Annotated in this window: 20 protein-coding genes and 1 tRNA gene; 14 read left to right on the forward strand and 7 right to left on the reverse strand. The window is 59.5% G+C overall.

The genetic code is table 11. The annotated features are described in order from the left end of the window. The 3 genes from ACERHN_RS03595 to cobJ are packed head-to-tail and all read left to right on the forward strand — an operon-like array spanning window position 1 to window position 2,104. Window positions 1-630 (forward strand): precorrin-8X methylmutase, encoded by a 630-nt coding sequence (locus tag ACERHN_RS03595; RefSeq protein WP_415921278.1) that lies wholly within the window; start codon window positions 1-3, stop codon window positions 628-630. Then, a complete protein-coding gene (gene cobI, locus ACERHN_RS03600) occupies window positions 627-1,355 on the forward strand; it encodes a precorrin-2 C(20)-methyltransferase (protein WP_415921279.1) in 729 nt (242 codons plus the stop codon). Before ACERHN_RS03595 ends, cobI begins: the two co-directional genes overlap by 4 nt. Beyond that, entirely contained in the window at window positions 1,352-2,104 is a 753-nt protein-coding gene (gene cobJ, locus ACERHN_RS03605; RefSeq protein WP_415921280.1) for a precorrin-3B C(17)-methyltransferase, read from the forward strand. Before cobI ends, cobJ begins: the two co-directional genes overlap by 4 nt. Here cobJ and ACERHN_RS03610 read toward each other — a convergent pair. Continuing rightward, window positions 2,077-2,832 carry a cobalt-precorrin-6A reductase gene (locus ACERHN_RS03610; RefSeq protein WP_415921281.1) on the reverse strand — a complete coding sequence of 252 codons (756 nt, stop codon included), beginning with the start codon at window positions 2,830-2,832 and terminating at the stop codon, window positions 2,077-2,079. The two genes, cobJ and ACERHN_RS03610, sit on opposite strands and share 28 nt — an antisense overlap. Between ACERHN_RS03610 and cbiE the strand changes: the two genes are divergently transcribed. Genes cbiE through cobA form a run of 5 tightly spaced genes read left to right on the forward strand, consistent with a single transcriptional unit; the run spans window position 2,831 to window position 7,190 of the window. After that, complete coding sequence (gene cbiE / locus ACERHN_RS03615; protein ID WP_415921282.1) at window positions 2,831-4,018, forward strand: precorrin-6y C5,15-methyltransferase (decarboxylating) subunit CbiE; 1,188 nt, start codon at window positions 2,831-2,833, stop codon at window positions 4,016-4,018. The genes ACERHN_RS03610 and cbiE overlap by 2 nt on opposite strands. Beyond that, window positions 4,015-4,383, forward strand: a complete 369-nt coding sequence (locus tag ACERHN_RS03620) for a cobalamin biosynthesis protein (RefSeq protein ID WP_415921283.1) — start codon at window positions 4,015-4,017, stop codon at window positions 4,381-4,383. The genes cbiE and ACERHN_RS03620 overlap by 4 nt, the downstream gene beginning before the upstream one ends. After that, window positions 4,380-5,174 carry a precorrin-4 C(11)-methyltransferase gene (gene cobM / locus ACERHN_RS03625; protein WP_415921284.1) on the forward strand — a complete coding sequence of 265 codons (795 nt, stop codon included), beginning with the start codon at window positions 4,380-4,382 and terminating at the stop codon, window positions 5,172-5,174. The genes ACERHN_RS03620 and cobM overlap by 4 nt, the downstream gene beginning before the upstream one ends. Further along, window positions 5,161-6,474, forward strand: a complete 1,314-nt coding sequence (locus ACERHN_RS03630) for a cobyrinate a,c-diamide synthase (protein WP_415921285.1) — start codon at window positions 5,161-5,163, stop codon at window positions 6,472-6,474. The genes cobM and ACERHN_RS03630 overlap by 14 nt, the downstream gene beginning before the upstream one ends. Continuing rightward, window positions 6,471-7,190, forward strand: a complete 720-nt coding sequence (gene cobA / locus ACERHN_RS03635; RefSeq protein WP_415921286.1) for a uroporphyrinogen-III C-methyltransferase — start codon at window positions 6,471-6,473, stop codon at window positions 7,188-7,190. The genes ACERHN_RS03630 and cobA overlap by 4 nt, the downstream gene beginning before the upstream one ends. Before the next feature lie 61 nt (window positions 7,191-7,251). On the opposite strand, the gene ACERHN_RS03640 is transcribed toward cobA, so the two are convergent. Continuing rightward, window positions 7,252-8,214 carry a LysR family transcriptional regulator gene (locus ACERHN_RS03640; RefSeq protein ID WP_415921287.1) on the reverse strand — a complete coding sequence of 321 codons (963 nt, stop codon included), beginning with the start codon at window positions 8,212-8,214 and terminating at the stop codon, window positions 7,252-7,254. A 178-nt stretch (window positions 8,215-8,392) separates the two neighbouring features. Between ACERHN_RS03640 and ACERHN_RS03645 the strand changes: the two genes are divergently transcribed. The 6 genes from ACERHN_RS03645 to ACERHN_RS03670 all read left to right on the forward strand — a co-directional run bounded on the left by ACERHN_RS03645 (window position 8,393) and on the right by ACERHN_RS03670 (window position 11,677). Beyond that, complete coding sequence (locus tag ACERHN_RS03645; protein ID WP_415921288.1) at window positions 8,393-9,274, forward strand: carbon-nitrogen hydrolase family protein; 882 nt, start codon at window positions 8,393-8,395, stop codon at window positions 9,272-9,274. A gap of 81 nt (window positions 9,275-9,355) precedes the next feature. Next, complete coding sequence (gene infA / locus ACERHN_RS03650) at window positions 9,356-9,574, forward strand: translation initiation factor IF-1 (RefSeq protein ID WP_005978431.1); 219 nt, start codon at window positions 9,356-9,358, stop codon at window positions 9,572-9,574. A 207-nt stretch (window positions 9,575-9,781) separates the two neighbouring features. Continuing rightward, window positions 9,782-10,348, forward strand: a complete 567-nt coding sequence (locus tag ACERHN_RS03655; protein WP_415921289.1) for a Maf family protein — start codon at window positions 9,782-9,784, stop codon at window positions 10,346-10,348. Continuing rightward, window positions 10,345-11,340, forward strand: a complete 996-nt coding sequence (locus ACERHN_RS03660) for a ribonuclease E/G (RefSeq protein ID WP_415921290.1) — start codon at window positions 10,345-10,347, stop codon at window positions 11,338-11,340. The genes ACERHN_RS03655 and ACERHN_RS03660 overlap by 4 nt, the downstream gene beginning before the upstream one ends. After that, window positions 11,340-11,510, forward strand: coding sequence for a DNA gyrase inhibitor YacG (locus ACERHN_RS03665; protein WP_415921291.1), 171 nt, complete (start codon window positions 11,340-11,342; stop codon window positions 11,508-11,510). The genes ACERHN_RS03660 and ACERHN_RS03665 overlap by 1 nt, the downstream gene beginning before the upstream one ends. 92 nt (window positions 11,511-11,602) lie before the next feature. Further along, window positions 11,603-11,677: transfer RNA gene (locus tag ACERHN_RS03670), tRNA-Phe, on the forward strand. A gap of 456 nt (window positions 11,678-12,133) precedes the next feature. Here the strand turns inward: ACERHN_RS03670 and ACERHN_RS03675 are convergent. The 5 genes from ACERHN_RS03675 to ACERHN_RS03695 form a co-directional block, all read right to left on the reverse strand. Further along, window positions 12,134-12,349 carry an AAA family ATPase gene (locus ACERHN_RS03675; RefSeq protein ID WP_415921292.1) on the reverse strand — a complete coding sequence of 72 codons (216 nt, stop codon included), beginning with the start codon at window positions 12,347-12,349 and terminating at the stop codon, window positions 12,134-12,136. Between the two features lie 448 nt (window positions 12,350-12,797). Further along, window positions 12,798-13,832: a class I SAM-dependent methyltransferase gene (locus ACERHN_RS03680; protein ID WP_415921293.1), complete on the reverse strand. Its 1,035-nt coding sequence runs from the start codon at window positions 13,830-13,832 to the stop codon at window positions 12,798-12,800. Window positions 13,833-13,907: 75 nt separating this feature from the next. After that, on the reverse strand, window positions 13,908-14,831 hold the full coding sequence (locus tag ACERHN_RS03685) for a phospholipase D family protein (protein WP_415921294.1): 924 nt from the start codon (window positions 14,829-14,831) through the stop codon (window positions 13,908-13,910). Continuing rightward, the gene (locus tag ACERHN_RS03690; RefSeq protein WP_415921295.1) at window positions 14,832-16,604 is read right to left on the reverse strand and encodes an ATP-binding protein; all 1,773 of its coding nucleotides are present in this window, start codon (window positions 16,602-16,604) and stop codon (window positions 14,832-14,834) included. Then, the gene (locus ACERHN_RS03695; protein ID WP_415921296.1) at window positions 16,604-18,271 is read right to left on the reverse strand and encodes a DEAD/DEAH box helicase; all 1,668 of its coding nucleotides are present in this window, start codon (window positions 18,269-18,271) and stop codon (window positions 16,604-16,606) included. Before ACERHN_RS03695 ends, ACERHN_RS03690 begins: the two co-directional genes overlap by 1 nt. Window positions 18,272-18,375 lie beyond the last annotated feature (104 nt).

An 18,375-nucleotide genomic window follows, 5' to 3' on the forward strand; every position in this document is an offset into this window, starting at 1 on the left:
ATGCCTTACGAATACGAAACCGATGGCGCAGCCATCTACCTGCAATCCTTCGCGACCATCCGCGCCGAAGCGGACCTCGCCCGCTTTGACAAAGACGAAGAACAGGTGGCCGTTCGCATGATCCATGCCGCAGGGCTCGTGGGCCTCGAACAACATTGCCGCTTCTCGCCGGGCTTCGTGCGCGCCGCCCGCGCAGCACTTGAGGCAGGCGCACCGATCCTGTGCGACGCCCGCATGGTGAGCGAGGGGATCACGCGCCCTCGCCTGCCTGCAAATAACGAGGTCATCTGCACCCTGCACAATGACGGCGTGCGCGACCTCGCCGCCAAAATGAGCAACACCCGCTCTGCCGCCGCCCTCGAGTTGTGGCGGCCCCACTTGAGCGGAGCCGTCGTCGCGATCGGCAACGCCCCCACAGCCCTCTTTCACCTGCTGAACATGCTCGAAGACCCCGACTGCCCCCGCCCCGCCGCCATCATCGGCTGCCCCGTAGGCTTCGTCGGCGCTGTCGAATCCAAGGACGCGCTTTGGGCCGACCAACCCGTCCCCTGCTGCATCGTGCAGGGGCGGCTGGGCGGCAGCGCCATCACCGTCGCCGCCGTCAACGCCATCGCGAGCCGGAAAGAGTGAGCCAGGGTACGATATACGGCGTCGGCCTCGGCCCTGGCGCGCAGGACCTGCTCAGCGTCCGCGCCGACCGGCTGGTGCGGGGTGCCAAGCACGTCGCCTTCTTCCGCAAGGCGGGCCGCCCCGGTCAGGCCCGCACGATCGTCAACGGGATGCTGGCCGACCACGCCATTGAATTTCCAATGGAATACCCTGTCACGACGGAAATCCCCCTGACCGACCCGCGCTACAACGAAATCCTGTCGGGCTTCTACGCCGACTGCACCCACCACCTGTGCACCCTCGCCGAACAAGGCGAAGACGTGGTGGTCCTCTGCGAAGGTGACCCGTTTTTCTACGGCTCCTTCATGCACCTTTACACCCGCCTGAAACCCCATGTCCCGGTTGAAGTTGTCCCCGCCATCACCGGCATGTCCGGCGCGTGGACGGCCACGGGCGCACCGATCACGTGGGGCGACGACATCCTGACCGTGCTGATGGGCACGCTGGACGAAGACACCCTCGCGGACCGCATGATGCAGGCAGACGCGCTTGTGGTGATGAAGATCGGGCGCAACATCGACAAGGTGCGCAGCGCCCTCGCGCGGGCCGGGAAATTCGAAGACGCCTACCTGATCGAATACGCCGCCATGCCCAAACAGACCGTGCAAAAGTTGTGCGAAGCAACAGGCAAAATCACCCCCTATTTCTCGATCATTGTGGTCCACGGACAGGGCCGCCGCCCATGACCGGCTGGGTGCGCATTGCGGGGCTCGGGCCGGGGGATGATGCCCTGATCACGCCCGAAGTGTCGGACGTACTGGCCGACGCCACGGACATCGTTGGCTACATTCCCTACGTCGCACGCATCGCGGAACGCCCCGGCCTGACCCTGCACGCCAGCGACAACCGGGTGGAAATCGACCGCTCGCGCCACGCTTTGGACATGGCCGCCGAAGGGCGCAAAGTCGTCGTTGTCTCCTCCGGCGATCCCGGTGTCTTTGCCATGGCCGCTGCCGTGTTCGAAGCGGTCGAAGCGGGCCCCGCCCACTGGCGTGACCTCGACATCTCGGTCCTGCCTGGCATCACCGCGATGCTTGCAGCATCGGCGCGCTGCGGCGCGCCCTTGGGCCACGACTTCTGCGCCATCAACCTCAGCGACAACCTCAAACCGTGGCGCCTGATCGAAAAACGCCTGCGCCTCGCGGCAGAGGCCGACTTTGCCATGGCCTTCTACAACCCGCGCAGCAAATCCCGCCCAGAAGGGTTCGTGCGCACGCTCGACGTGCTCAAAGACGCCTGTAACGACACCCGCCCCGTCATCTTCGCCCGCAACGTCACGCGCCCCGACGAGGAAATCAAAATCGTCCCCCTGCCTGACACGACCCCGGACATGGCCGACATGCGCACCATGGTCATCGTCGGCTCGTCCCGCACACGCATCATCGAACGGGCTGGCGCACCTATCGTCTACACACCAAGATCGACCCCGGAATGACGCAGCCACTCCATCACCGCATGCGCGCTGTGCGCCTCCTGCCGCTCGGGCAGAGCAGGCCGGTCGATCATGATCACCGGCAGGCCAAGGCTGCGCGCCGCCGCGATCTTGGCATAGGCTCCGGTGCCGCCCGCGTTCTTGGACACCACCAGATCAATCCGGTGCTCCTGCATCAACGCGTGGTCATCACCTTTCGTAAACGGCCCGCGCGACACCAGCACATGGTGGTCGGGAAAGGGCGGCGTCTCCTTCGGCGGGTCGACCAGCCGCAGCAGGTAAAAATGCTGAGGGTTCGGCGCAAACACGGCCAGATGCATGCGCCCAACGGCGAGCATCACGCGGCTGGCGGGTTGATCAAGTGCTTCAACAGCGCCCGCGATATCGGGCACGCGGGTCCAACGGTCGCCCGCGCCTGCGACCCAAGGCGCACGGGTCAGCGCAATCAGCGGCACGCCCGCCTCGGCACAGGCGGAGACCGCATTCCGGCTCATCTGGGCCGCGAAGGGATGCGTGGCGTCAATCACATGGCTGATCTTCTCGGCATGCAGATAGTCGGCAAGTCCACCCACACCGCCAAACCCGCCAATCCTTTGCGGCAAGGGCTGGCGGCGCGGGCGCTCTACCCGGCCGGCAAAGCTCACCACACCGGTCAGCCCCCGCTCCGCCACGGCGGTGGCGAATTGCGTGGCTTCTGTCGTGCCCGCAAGGATCAAAAGGTTCGCGCGCATGTCTGACCCGTGGCTCACCATCGTTGGAATAGGCGAGGACGGGGTTGCCGGTCTGACTGCACGAAGTCAAGCGGCACTGGCCGCGGCAGAGGTCATCATGGCCCCGCCCCGCCACCTCGCCATGATCCCCGAAGCCGCGGCCGAGCGCATCGCCTGGCCCGTCCCCTTTGCCGATGGCATCGCGATCCTCGCGTCCCTGCGGGGCCAAAAGGTCGTCGTGCTCGCCTCGGGCGACCCGTTCTGGTTTGGCGCAGGCTCCGTCATTGCCCGCAGCTTTGGCGCGGACGAATGGACCGCCCTACCCGGCCCATCCTGCTTTTCGCTGGCCGCCGCACAGCTGGGCTGGGCGCTCGAGGCCTCGGATTGCATCGCCCTGCATGCGGCCCCCTTTGCACGCCTGCGCCGCCACCTGTCCCCCGGCGCACGGATCATCGCAACGCTGCGCGACGGTGACGCGGTGGCTGGCATCTGTGCCTTCCTGAGCGACGCAGGCTTCGGCCCAAGCCGCGTGACCATACTGGAGCGTTTGGGCGGCGTAGACGAATTCATCACCACCGCGAAGGCCGACGCAGTGACCGGAAATTTCGCCCACCCCTTGGTCATCGCGATAGAAGCCGCAGGCACCGGCCCCGCACTCACCGTCGCCACGGGCCAGTGCGACGACAGCTTTGATCATGACGGCCAGATCACCAAACGACCCGTGCGTGCGATCACCCTGTCCACTCTCGCCCCGCGCCCGCACGAACACCTGTGGGATATCGGCGGCGGGTCCGGCTCCATCGGGCTCGAATGGGCGCTGGCGCATCCCACCCTGCGCACCACCACAGTTGAGCCGCGCACCGACCGCGCTGCCCGCATCCGCCACAACGCCGAACAGCTTGGCGTGGCGGACCGCGTGACCGTGATCGAAGGGGCGGCACCGGGCACCCTGCCGGACACCGGCACACCGGATGCGATCTTTGTTGGCGGCGGCCTGTCCCAGGACCTGCTCGATGCCATCACCGCCATACCGGCCCGTATCGTCATGAACGCCGTCACCCTCGAAGGCGAAGCACTTCTGGCCGCCGCACAGGCGGCACATGGCGGCACGCTGATGCGCATCGACCTGAGCCACGCAACGCCGCTTGGCCCCAAACGCGGCTGGTCCGCGTCCTATCCGGTGGTGCAATGGAGCCTGACCCGATGATCATCGCTGGCCTCGGTTTCACAACCCGCGCCACCGCGCAGAGCCTTGCGGATGCGCTTGCCGCCACCGGGCTCGACAGCCCGCCCGATGCGCTGGCCACAGCCCATGACAAGGCGGCACATCCCGCCCTGCTGGACTTTGCCCGCAGGCAGAACCTGTCCATCCACGCGGTGCAACCGCACGCGCTGGAACAGGCGCGCACGGAAACGCAATCCATGCTCAGCCACCAAACGCGCAACACCGGCTCCGTCGCCGAAGCCGCAGCCCTCGCTGCCGCAGGCCCGGACGCCACGCTCACCGTGCCGCGCCAGATTTCCCCCGACCGCATGGCCACCTGCGCCATCGCCCAAGGAGCCACATCATGACCGTTCATTTCATCGGCGCAGGCCCGGGCGCGCCGGACCTTCTGACCCTGCGCGGGCGCGACCTGATCGCGGCCTGCCCTGTGTGCCTTTATGCCGGATCGCTGGTGCCGGAGGCGGTGCTGGATCACTGCCCCGACGGCGCGCGCATCATCAACACCGCCGCCATGGACCTCGACGCGATCATGACCGAGATCGAGAAGGCCCACGCCGCCGGTCACGACATCGCCCGCCTGCATTCCGGCGACCTGTCGGTCTGGTCCGCCATGGGCGAACAGCTGCGCCGGATCAAGGATGCGGGCATCCCGTTTACCGTCACCCCCGGTGTGCCCTCCTTTGCCGCCGCCGCCGCGTCGCTGGGGGCCGAGCTGACCCTGCCCGGCATCGCCCAATCGGTTGTACTGACCCGCACGCCGGGCCGCGCGTCATCAATGCCCGCGGGCGAGACGCTGGAGAATTTTGCCGCGACCGGCGCAACGCTGGCCATTCACCTCTCCATCGGCAACCTTGATCAGGTTGTGACGAACCTCACCCCCGCCTATGGCGCGGATTGCCCCGTGGCCATCGTCTACCGCGCAAGCTGGCCCGACGAACAGGTGATCCACGCCACGCTGGGCACGTTGCGCAGCGCCATGGACCCCAGCATCAGCCGCACCGCGCTGATCCTCGTGGGCCGCGTTCTGGGAGCCACGCAGTTCGACGAAAGCTGCCTCTATGCGCCCGATTACGACCGCCGGTATCGCCCGCAAACGGCGGACAGCCCGTGGGCCAGCTGGGAGCATGGCGATGACTGAAGGACTGCTGATTTCCGCGCCCGCGTCCGGGACGGGCAAGACCACTGTGATGCTGGGCCTTTTGAGGGCGCTGCGGGACACCGGGCTGGCCGTGCAGCCGTTCAAGAGCGGGCCGGACTATATCGATCCCGCATTCCATACGGCGGCGTCGGGTCGCGCCTCCTACAACATCGACACATGGGCGATGGATGACACCTTGCTGGGCGCCGTGGCAGCGCGCGCCGCTGGCGCGGATATCTGCGTGGCCGAAGGGTCCATGGGCCTTTATGACGGTGTCGCCACGCGCGGACAGGCGGGTTTCGGCACCAGCGCCGAGACCGCAGCCCTCATGGGCTGGCCCGTAGTGCTTGTGATTGATGTGGGCGGACAGGCGCAATCAGCCGCCGCAACCGCGCTCGGCTTTGCGCGATATCGGCCCGACCTGCCCTTTGCCGGGGTGATCCTGAACCGCGTGGCCAGTCCCCGTCACGAACGGCTCACCCGGATGGGGATGGAGGCGGCGGGCATCACCGTGCTGGGCGCCCTGCCCCGGCGCGGCGATCTGAAACTGCCCGAACGGCATCTGGGCCTCATTCAGGCGGTCGAGCATCCCGACCTCGAAGCCGCCATCGCCAGCTATGCCGCGTTCCTGACGGAAAACGTGGACATTAACGCCTTGCGACAGGCGGCACGTGGTGGCGCAGCCCTCCCCGCGCATCCCCTGCCACAGCCCCCGGCGCAACGTATCGCACTGGCCCGTGACGCCGCGTTTTCTTTCACCTACCCGCACCTGCTCGAAGGCTGGCGCGCAGCGGGTGCCGAAATCCTGCCCTTCTCGCCGCTCGCGGACGAGGCACCGGACAAGGACGCCGATCTGGTGTGGCTGCCGGGCGGCTACCCCGAACTGCACGCAGGCCGCATCGCGGCGGCGGAAACCTTCCTCACCGGCCTGCGGAGCCACGCCGAAACCCGCCCCGTCCACGGCGAATGCGGCGGCTACATGGCGCTTGGCACCGGCCTCATCGACAAGGACGGCACGCGCCACGCCATGGCGGGCCTTCTGGGCCTCGTCACTAGCTATGAGAAGCGCAAGTTCAACCTCGGCTACCGACGCGCGGTGCTGGATCACGGCATGCCCGGATTTGCCGTAGGCGCCGCCTTGCGCGGGCACGAATTCCACTACTCGTCCATCATCGACCAGCCCGATGCGGCCCTGGCACAGGTGTTTGACGCCGACGGCAATCCAGCAGCTCAAAGCGGATCCTGGCGCGGCAACGTCACGGGCACGTTCTTCCACCTGATCACGGGTGAGGCATCATGACCGGCTTTGTCAGCTTTGTAGGCTCCGGCCCCGGCGATCCGGACCTGCTGACCCTCAAGGCCGTCAAACGGCTGGGTCAGGCGGATGCCGTGCTTTTTGATGACCTGAGTGCGGGTCCCATCCTGTCCCATGCCCGGCCCGGCGCGGATCTTGTGGGCGTCGGCAAACGCGCCGGTCGCCCGTCGCCCAAACAACACCATGTGAGCCGGCTGCTCGTGGACTACGCCGAAACCGGCCAGCGTGTCGTGCGCCTCAAATCCGGCGACGGCGGCACCTTCGGCCGGCTCGAAGAGGAAACGGACGCCCTCAAGGCCGCAGGCATCCCCTTCGAGATTATCCCCGGCGTGCCTTCCGCCTGCGCCGCCGCCGCCGCCGCGGGCATTCCCCTGACCCGCAGGCTCACCGCGCGCCGGGTCCAGTTCATCACCGGCCATGATGTGCGCGGCGCGCTGCCTCAGGATCTGAACCTCGCCGCCCTCGCCGACCCCCAAGCCACCACCGTGGTGTTCATGGGCCAACGCACCTTCCCTGATCTGGCGGATATGCTCATGGGCGCGGGCCTGCCCGAAGATACCCCCGCCCTGCTGGCCGAAGGCGTCTCCACTCCGTCACAAGCCCTGCACCGCCTCACGGTCGCAACCCTCGCCGAGCGCCTGCGCAAGGACATCAGCGACGCCCCCGCCCTCATCCTCTACGGCGCCCTCGCCGACGGATGATCTCCGTCTCTGTTCCAAAAAATCCCGGGGGGCGGCGCAGCCGGGGGGCAGAGCCCCCGAACTACCCGTCCAAAAGCCGCAGCTCCCCCGCCAGCCAGGGCAGGCGCGCCAGCGCAGGCTCAATCATATGGCTCTGCATCAACCGCCGCATGGTCTGCGCCACATCCGTGGGCACCGACCCCGCCCAATCGGCACTGGCATAAAGCGAAATGGTCCGCGAAAACGGCTTGAACGGCAGCGCAAAGGCCTCGACCTGATCGTGGAACCGCCCGGCCCGCATGTACCCCAGCGGGGTCGTCACCGACCACCCGATGCGCCGCGCCACCATGGCCATCAACGCCAGATGACTGCCGATCTCGAACCGTTCCGCAAAATCCAGCTTTTGCCGCGCCAGATGCGCTTCGATCTGACGTGAAATCAGCTGATCCCGCTCATACCGAAGGAACGGCAAATCCCGCAGCGCCTCCAAGGGCGCGCCCGCATCCACCATCCCCTTTGGCGCCACAAGAATAAACGGATCGCGCGCCAACGGATATTCCATCACGCCGTCACGCATCGTCCCGTCACTGGCCGAAATGGCGATATGCAGACGCTTGTCCGCGATGGATTGCAGGATCTCGTGACTGGGGGCCGTGGCCAGCGTGAATTTGCACCGGGTCAGACTGTCTGCGAGGATCGTCACCAGCCGCGGTGTCAGGTCGTTTTCGAAATCATCGATCACGCCGATGGACAGCGCCGACAGATGCGCCAGATCCATCACCGTCAACTCCGACTGCGCCAACCGCAACTGGGACAAGGCCGCCTCCGCCCGCGCCAGAAAGCTGTGGCCTGCGGGCGTGAGGCGCATGGGCCGCTTGCCATGGTCGATCAGATCGGTGGCCAGCGCCGTTTCAAGGTTGCGCAACTGCTGGCTCACCGCAGGTTGGCTCAGCCCGGTGACCGACGCCGCCTGCGCCACAGACCCCGTTGCAGCCAGCGCCTCGAACACTTCCAGCCCGCGCAGTGTTACACCCTTGTTCAACATGACGGCCCTTCCCGCGACTTTCAGGTTTGTTGAAACCAGCAGCCGGCGCAGGTCAAGTATCTTTACCCGGGCGCCCCACCTTTTTCCAAAAAGGTGAAACCGCCCGGGGCCACCTTTTTGGAAAAAGGTGGCAAAGCGGGTCTTGAAGACCCGCCCGCCTGCGTCCACCCTCCAGCCCATGAAAATTGCCACCGCCGCCTATTCACTCTCCGTTTTACCAGACTGGGCCGCCTACGAAGACAAGTTGACCGATTGGGTCGACACCGCCGCCAGCCACGGCGCGGACTTGCTCGTCTTTCCCGAATATGCCGCAATGGAACTGGCCACCCTCGCTGGCCCGGACATCGCCGGTGACCTCGAAGGATCGCTGCACGCCGTCGCGGACCGGTTGGACGAAGCCGATGCCTTTCACGCCGAACTGTGCCGCCAGTTCGGCGTGCACATGCTCGCGGGCTCCGGTCCCGCCCGTACGGACGGCGTTGCCCGCCCGGTCAACCGCGCCCGCCTCTTTGCCCCCTCGGGCGCCATGGCGGCACAGGACAAACAGGTCATGACACGGTTCGAGGCAGAGGTGTGGGACGTGGCCCCCGGCGGCCCCCTGACCCTCTTTGACACCGCGCTTGGCATAATCGGCGTGCTGATTTGCTATGACGCGGAATTCCCGATGCTGGGCCGTGCACTGGCGCAGGCCGATGTCATCCTCGTCCCGTCCGTCACCGAAGCGCTCAGCGGCCACACACGGGTCAGGATCGGTGCCCGCGCCCGCGCGCTCGAAAATCAATGCGTCACGGCCATGGCCTCTCTCGTGGGAACGGCCGACTGGAGCGAAGCGGTGGATATCTCCGTCGGCGCGGGTGGTATCTTCGGCCCGCCCGACACGGGCTTTCCCGATGACGGCATCCTCGCCGCGGGCGCGCTCAACACGCCCGGCTGGACCTATGCGCATGTCGACCGCGACGCCATCGCAGACGTGCGCCGCAACGGCACCGTTCTCGGCGCGCGCGACTGGCCCGGCAGCGCCAGGCGTGCCGAACACGTCACGCTCACGACCCTTACCTGATTTGCCCTTGAAATATGGACCTTATGGGCGCATGTAGTGCCGCGTCCGCATATCGGCGGGCGGTGCAACGAAGGAGAGACCATGGCCAAGGAAGATACGCTCGAATTTCCCGGTGTCGTGAAGGAACTCCTGCCCAATGCGACGTTTCGGGTCGAGCTTGAGAATGGCCATGAGATCATCGCACACACGGCAGGAAAAATGCGCAAGAACCGCATCCGCGTTCTGGCAGGCGACAAGGTGCAGGTTGAAATGACGCCCTATGACCTGACCAAGGGCCGGATCAACTACCGCTTCAAGTAAGCGGACCACAGCGCACGGCCTGTTAACGCAGCGCTTTGGCACAGCGTCGGTGTACGGCCTGTGCACAGGGTGTGTACCGGCTGTGACAGGGCGATATTGCTCGTTTAACCATATTTTCATGGCGTTTGCGGACCACGCAACCGCAGGAGTGTTGCGTCATACGCAGCACCTGCGTACGCAAGGGCAACGGATCAACAAGGGGCGCAAATGCTCATTCTCGGATCAGGCAGCCCGCGGCGGCTTGAACTGCTCGGCCAGATCGGGATCGCGCCTGACGCCGTGCGCCCGCCCGACATTGATGAAACGCCCCGCCCCGGTGAATTGCCGCGCCCCTACTGCGCGCGCATGGCCCGGGAAAAGGCGCAGGCCGTCCCGGCAGAGGCGCAGGACGTCGTGCTCTGCGCCGACACCACCGTCGCACTGGGCCGCCGCATCCTCGGCAAACCGGCGGACGCGGATGAGGCCGCCGCATTTCTGCGCCTCATGTCCGGTCGTCGCCACCGTGTCATCACCGCCGTGTCCCTGCGCAAGGGCACCCAGCTCTGGGAACGGGACGTGGTCAGCACCGTCCGGATGAAGACACTGTCAGAGCGTGAGATCACCGGCTACCTCGCGACCTGTGACTGGCAGGGCAAGGCCGGTGGCTATGGCATCCAGGGCCCCGCCGGGGCCTTCATCCCATGGATCAGCGGGTCATTCACGGGCATTGTCGGCCTGCCCCTCGCGGAAACAGCGGGCCTGCTCAGGGCTGCAGATATTGAGGTTTGGACATGAAGGGACACCAGATCATCCTTGGTCAGGCCAAAGGCCGCGACGGTGCCGCCCTTCTGACCGATGGCGTTTTGCAGGATCTGCTGCTCGACACCGACGCCCCCCGCCCCGGCACGATCTACCGCGCAAAGGCCACCCGCCCGGTCAAGGGACAGGGCGGGATGTTCTTTGACACGCCCGAAGGCAGCGCGTTCCTGCGGGGCGCAAAGGGTCTCGCACCCGGTGACATGGTGCTGGTGCAGGTGTCGGGCTATGCCGAACCGGGCAAGGCCATCCCCATCACCGACCGCCTCCTGATCAAGAGCCGCTATGCCATCGCCACCCCCGATGCGCCCGGCATCAACATCTCGCGCAGCATCCGTGACGAAGACATCCGCGTGTCCCTGCGCGCCACGGCCGACGCCTACGAGGCGGACTTGGGCACATGCGGGCTGATCCTGCGATCAGTCGCGGCCACCGCAGATCTGGACGCCGTGGCCGAGGACATCGAACACGTCCTGTCCGTCGCCTTTGCGATCCGGGACGATGACGGGACGGACGTTGAAAAACTGATCGACGGGCCGGGGCCTTCTGAATTGGCCTGGCGCGATTGGCCCGAGGCCACGCCCGATCACGCCGCGTTGGAGGACGAACTGGCGCAGGCGCTGCAGGACGAAACGGCCTTGCCCGGCGGTGGCTCCGTCTGGGTCGAAAACACCCGCGCCTGCGTCGCCGTGGACGTCAACACCGGCACCGACAGCTCGCCTGCCGCAGGGCTCAAGGCCAATATCGCCGCTGCACGTGATCTCCCAAGACTGTTGCGTATCAAGGGGTTGGGCGGCCAAATCGTCGTGGACTTCGCCCCCATGCCCAAGAAAGACCGCCGATCCGTGGAAACCGCCCTGCGCGCCGCGTTCAAGGCCGACACGGTGGAGACGACATTGCTCGGCTGGACAACCCTCGGGCATTTTGAGCTGACCCGAAAACGCGCGCGCGTCGCGCTGGAGACCCTGTGATGGCGTGCCCGATTTGCCGGAATGAAACCGCCCGCGACTACCGCCCGTTCTGCTCGCGCCGCTGCGCGGATATTGATCTGGGCCGGTGGATGAACGGCGCCTATGCTGTCCCCGCGCAGGACGAAGAGGAGCCATCCGACACGACGGATGCGCCGCCGAAGCCGCACTGACGCAAAGACTGGTTTGTTTTATCGATTTTGCTATGGACAGCGCAGCGCGACCATCCTATCACGCGCCCACCCGAAGCGAAGGCTTCACCCGTGCCCGGGTAGCTCAGGGGTAGAGCAGTGGATTGAAAATCCTCGTGTCGGTGGTTCGATTCCGCCCCCGGGCACCACTTAACAAGCTGATATTAAATGTTTTTCTGCTCATGACTGATCCTCGTTTCGGTCAGGTTAGACGCTTTTCTGCGAAGGTTTGACACTTTCGGCCCGCCTTCTGTTCTCTTCTTCCAGTGTGGCCATGGTCTCACGGTTCTTGTCGGCGAGGTTCGCAGAGCGCGAATATCTACCACGTTAATATTGAGATTTGTCGTCGCCATGACCGGACACCCCCATCAATTCGCTGCCGAACCCTCAGCCCTTACGACCTTGGTTGCGTCCTTCTGAAACCGCTCCCAGCCGCTCATCGTCAAGAGCTTGGTCTTGGGGGATATTTCTACAAACTCAAGCTTTCCGCTGTTCATCAACGCTCGAACTTGCGTAACGCTTAGGCCAACCATTGAACTAAGCTCTTTCGGCGATTGTAGCTTTTCGTGAGCCAAAACCCTCTCCTTTTGAGAAGTTAGCGTGAATCAGGTTGATTGGGACAGAGTCGAACCGTCAGACTTGTCTGCCTTGTTCGTATCAACTTTTGGATTACGCGCGCTTTGGATAGACCAGTGCAAAGCCTGTAGTATCGAGCTTTTGCCAAACCCATTCGATCCGAGGACAACAGTAAAATCGGCAAGCGGAATATCGACGTCTTTTAGAGCTTTGAAATTCCTAATCGTGACATTCCGTAACCGCACTTAATTCCCAGCCCACAGCTACTTTCGCGTGGATGAGAAGTTACCCTCCATGGTGGAATATTCAAGCTGCCGAGATGTCTTTGATTTGTGTGTTGGCCCAGAACGCCAACGGTTTCGCTTATGTGGTTCGATGTCCATCTTGTGTTTTGACGCAAGTGATCGAGTTTCCTTTTGGTCTAGCACATCCTGCGTTCACTAACCGACGCTTCGAGCGTGCCTACAAGTAGGCTGCCCAAATTCTATCTTGTGCGGCACAGTTGTAAAACACGGCCGTGTCACGCGCAGAACAGTGCCATCCGTTGATTTCAACGAGGAAATGAGGTGGCGGAGACGAAGGGAGAATAATAATTTCAACAAGCAATTGTTTATCAACCATTTTATCTCGAAATCCAGAATCTATACCACATTTTATACCACATCCTAGATGTCGACTTGCAGACAACATAGTCTAGCGCCGAAGCTGAAATATTTTCCAACTAACTTCTGACCGGCCAAGAAGATCCGGAAAATCTCCTATCGGCGACACTTCAAATCCCACACTCTCTGCAAGTAGAACGAAGTCTGTCGCAGAAACAGCAAACATTCCTCGGTCATCGTCTTGCGGACCCAGTCGCAAAGAAACAAACGCATGACCATCAGGTTTCATGAGCTCGAAGATCCGGCGCATCGCAGCTCCATGATCGCCGGGTGCAACGTGCATCCAAACAGCACTCAGAAGAACCAAATCAAAAACCCTGCCCTCTAATTCGGGGCTGTCGAGCATTGGAAGGCGGCTGTCGACCCATTGAATACCTGCGTTTGGGTGAAGGCTCTGAGCAAGAGCGCTCATCTCACTTGACGGGTCAACAGCGGTCACGGAATGCCCTTGCTTGCTGAGCCACGCAGCATCGCGACCGGTTCCTGCGCCGATATCGAGCACTTCTAGCCCCCCTTGCGTCACAAAAGGCAAGAGGTAGGGGTAAGCAGTTTCAAAATTCACGGACTCATAGCTGTCCGCTAGGTCTAAAGCCCTTTGGTTATAGTAAGATACGGCCTTGGTCTCGTCATGCATATCAATCCAACCTTCACGCTCTGCCCAATAGGACGCTAGAACAACCATGCTTAAGCCTGCTGCCCAATAAAGCAAAAATAAGAACAAAGTGCGAACAGTTTTTCCGGTATTACACTTCCGTTCAACCCAACTCTGATCAGCGCTAGGTTTGTTCGTCTCAACAAAACTTTCCGGATCGGCTGCTTTAAGCCACTCAAGATAGCATTCCATCACATGTCGAAAACGGTACAAAATTGCAGCAAGCGTTAGGTTGCCGACTGATGCTGTGAGTAGCAGAACACTTACGAGAACCGGGCGGTTTCCAAGACTGGCGACACCGAACCAGAGACCCCCGGTAAGGGTCATTGCCAACACTGGGATCTGCCACATGATTTGGTTCAACGACCTGAACTGTTGGTAGTTCTGCTCATACGCCTGAATTTTAATGTCCACTGCATAACACCTTGCATTTAAATATTTTAAGTTGATTCAGGACGACACGGGTTGAGATGAGGCGATAATTTTCCTCTACTGATCGCAACGAACCCGCCGTATTACTTGACTGTAGCTCGGTCGACTAACACTGAATGACGCCTCAGCTTTTGCCGCCCATTCGAACAAGTTTGCAATACCTTCTTTGATTGTCTTCCTGTAGGGTAATGGGTCATCAAGAATTTGATTGTGAAACAATGCGGTGGCTTTCCCAAACGACAGCTCATCGAATTCCTCAAGTTGATATTCTAACCAACGGCAAATTTGCGACGACATAAACCCTTGCAATAGATCTGCTTCGCTGCCCCCAAAGCCGCACTGAAAACAGTTTAGATCGTGCTCTAGCGCGACTGCATGAGCAGTCTGTGACAATAAGTCTTTTGGACTACACATTGGAAGATCGTGGAGCCAAATACTCGGAGGCTGCACTCCCAATTTTTCTGCTATCCCCTGAGGCCAGCCTTCCAACTGAACATTTGCTTTTTCCGGCATGTCTCGTATGTGAGCTGCCATTAGCTCTACGAGTTGGGCATCCAGCCAGTCCACAGATCCAAGATAACCCTGAACTTTTATCCTTTCAGTCTGACCGTACTCGAAGCCAGTTCCGAACTCATCATTCCCCAATCCCGCCAGAGACATCCCTTTAGTTGTAAGGTTGGCGCTACCGATGAATATTCTTGAGTCTGCAATATACACTTTTCCATGCAGACTCTGAGAGATCCCGAATGGAATATTGGCCTTATTACAGAGATGAAAGCAATCCAAGTCCGAAGCGCCGGCAATCAAATCATTCGGTTTCCATCGGGAAACAACCTTAATATTGCCTGTCTTACTAGTTTCAATGAGCCACTGTAATGCGTCCGATTTGATAAACGCGCTTAAGACAATGACTTCTTGACTCGCTGAAGACAAAGCGGCGCCAAGCTCTCTTCGAAAAGCCCCAGTCTCTAGTAAGAACATCTATCCATCGACATTTTCCAAGAGTTTTGAGACCCAATAGCCCCAACGATCGCGGAACTTTTCAAAGGTTTCGCTATCTAGCGTTTTCCTGAACTCGTCTTCAGTGCGTACATAAGCCATTGTATAAATCTCTAGAGCACTCAAAGCTCGATCGTCACCGGAGTCCTCGACATGCTGCCATAACTTTTCGTAGTATGGTGACCGAGTGTTAATAACTCCAACAGCTGCATTTGCTACAAACTGCAGATCCAAAAACATTGTCCCTGGCCAACTGCTCTTGTTCAAGTCTACCTTGTAATCAACCGTTGCTTTGGCAAAAGCCTCGGCGTCCTCTTTTGATAGCTCCGGCCGCGTGTCCAGAACATATTTTGTGCGCTCTGCAAGCTTTTCTTGCTCGGACTTACCTTCTGCTTCTGTGTCCGAAGAGGTTTCTGTGCGATCCTCCGCGACGTCTTTGTTTACCTTTAAGGAGACCTGGTCAGGTTTGGCTGTTGGTGGGCCGCTGGCACTGCCTTCCTTACGCGTCTTGATGACATTATCCATCATCGTTTTGATTTTTTCCGTAAGGTTGTGGTTCAACTCCAGATACAATGACGCCTTATAATGCCCGGAATTTTCCGGATCATCTGCTGCTTCTTTCAGTTCACTTAGTTGTTCATCGTCGTGTTTCGGGTCTAACTTACTGAAACCACGAATTTGCTGTTTGTTGTTTGTGACTCCAAACAACTCGTCCAACACTGGCTCAAAGCGCACCTCGATCCCCCACCATCTATGCCTTGGTTCTGAAGGGGCGATGTGACCAAAACTTCCGAAATCGATTTCTCGGCCCGCCCGAACAAAAGATATTCCGGTATTCCGGCCGTAGTGCTTACCAAGGTTGGAGTTACCGCCCTTCTCTTGAGTTTCGGGCTTTGCGATACTCAGGCGAATTTGAACTTTGGAGAATTCGCCGGGAGCGTATTCGACATTTATGCTGTATGGTTTTTCAAACTCAACGTTGGTTGCTTTCCCATCACTATCTGGGCAATTTGATGGCTCCAATAGATACAAAGGATCGTTAGGTTTCAACTCATGCGAACTTTCTACTTTTTTCTCGCCCAAGTTATAGTCAACTAATCTGACATTGCGTCTTGTCCCATATTCATCGTTATCATCTAGAAAATGGCGATAAATGCGACATAATTCATCCTGCATTCGCGAGAACAGTGTATCGGGTCGCTTGAAGTCGACGCCATCCAGACTTGACCAGACTATCAAAGTACCACTTGGTCCGATTAATTCGCCGGCGGCATCGACTATTTCGCTAGGAAGTTCAGCTTTCTCGACATCTTTGAGATACTGCTGTTCGTTGTTCTTTATCTCCATAAGATCCAGATACGTCTTATAAACCGTACCCTTCTGCCAGGAATAGACTTCAACCAGTTCCGCTTGAGATAATGACGATCCTTTAAGTCCAAAGCCAAAACGACCGAGGCCTTCACGAGTATCAAGGCGAGTGCCCCAGCCAAGCGATAGGCAACGCCCCAGCAGTTCGGGCGTCATGCCAATACCGTCATCCAGCACTGCAATTTTCTGCACTCTGTAAATGGTTCTCTTTGCGACCTTTTCTCGATCCGACAGCGTAAGGATTGTTACATTTTTAGCATCCGCCTCAATCGAGTTATCTACCAACTCAGCGACTGCCGTTGCAGTATTTCGATAGCCAACTTGCCGTAGAGCATTGAGCGCGAGATACGCATCGACAATCTTAACTGGTTCGTTTTGTTTGGTCATTACTCTCCCCCAAAATGCTCATCGAAATATGTGAATGCCTGTGATACACTGGGTAAATTAATAATGTTATCAACCACATCTACCACTGTGCAACTAGATGTTCCGCCAACTGCATGACCCCTAAGGCCTCGTCCCACCATTTGCGAGTATAGAACTACAGACGTTGTCGGGCGAGCAATGACAACCGCCTCTGTTTTTGGGGCATCAAATCCGGTAGTAAGCACTCCAAAATTCGTCAGAACGCTCACATTCCCGTTCTTAAAGTCGTTGATTGCTTCGCGCCGATCGCTTGGTGGCGTTTCGCCAGTCACGGCTCTTGAAGAACACCCTCTTTCCCTCAAGACCAAAGCCATATCAGATGCATTCTGTTTGGACGGGCAAAACACGATGGTCTGTTTCTTGTCCACTAGCGCTAGCTTCTCTACCGCTGCAACGACTTCCAAAGTCCTTTGGGCATTGCTCCCTAACTCGGCAAGCACGTTGGAAGGAATGTCTAGTAGTTCAGAGATTAGCTTTACAGCGTCTTCATCCAAGCTGATGGTAGCATTTGTATTAAGGCGCATCCGATCGACTGTAGACAGGATGCCGCGCTCTTGAAGATACTCAATGGAGTTTCTCTCACCAGTCAATTCTTGATCGATTGTAAGCTTCTTGCCGCCATAGAAGTCTGCAAGCGCTTTCGTTTGAGCGGTGTCGCCCCCAACGTGATGCCTGCCAGGTGTCGCTGTTAGACCAATTAAGGTAGTGCGGGAGTTGCAGAGAAACTCAATCGCTTTTTTGTATGTAGGCGCCATCGACATGTGAGCTTCATCGACAATCAGCAGGCTACACTCACGCCTTATCTCTGCAAATCGGTCGAAATCAGTGTTTTTGCCTGTATGAATGCTCGAATAGCAGCTTTGAAAACTAGTTACGATGAAACAAGGCTTACTCAGATCTATGTCGCCTGGCTTTCGCCCTCCCCACATCGAGTAGACATTCGCATTCTCGCTTCCTAGTTTTGACCATATACTTAAGAATGTTTGAATGGCCTGTTCACAGAGTTCTTCGCTATGAGCTAGCCAAACGACGACAGGGTTTTCATCTGAACAGCTAAAGCGCAAAAAATCGCAAATAAACTCCATAGCTGTCCGAGTTTTTCCCGATCCGGTCGGCATGTGCGCAACGATTCTTCGGTTTGCGGCACCAGGGTTGGTTTCTTGTCTTGCTTCCAAGAATGAAAAACTAACAAGCTGCTTCCGAATGCTGTTTTGATAGTCAAATAGAGGTTTTGCAATTTCCGTTTGGAGATAAGGTTTTGGACCAGTCAATAAGTCGCTTGGGAAAGCATCCTCTATGTTGACGTCAATCAACTTGAGGAACTTGATTGTAGCATCATTTCGTCCCCAGGAAAAATTTGATGGAACGGCTACAGGAGACCCATCTGGATTTGTACCAAGTTTGTCGCGGAAAACTTGCTGAGGAAACACTTTCAGCACAGCGTTTCTTAGCTTTCGGTTCCGAAATATTGCTAGACCACTTTCGGCGATCATGGCTTCAGCTATCGCGCGGGGACGAGTACTGACACCAAGTTCGGAAAGACCCTCCAATCGGCTCTCCCCCCAGAACGCTGCTAGTTGTGCGATGCCTAAGCTTGCCAAGGCATCAATTACAACGTTCGAACCCATATTACTGTCCACTCTCTCGGTTTTCTACCCGCCTAGCGGTGTAGCACTAGTACACCCGCTAGAGGTTTACTTTGACAGATTTCCCTGCTTGGTAAAGACTCCGA

It is taken from the genome of Tateyamaria rhodophyticola, from assembly GCF_047777875.1.
Lineage (GTDB): Bacteria > Pseudomonadota > Alphaproteobacteria > Rhodobacterales > Rhodobacteraceae > Tateyamaria.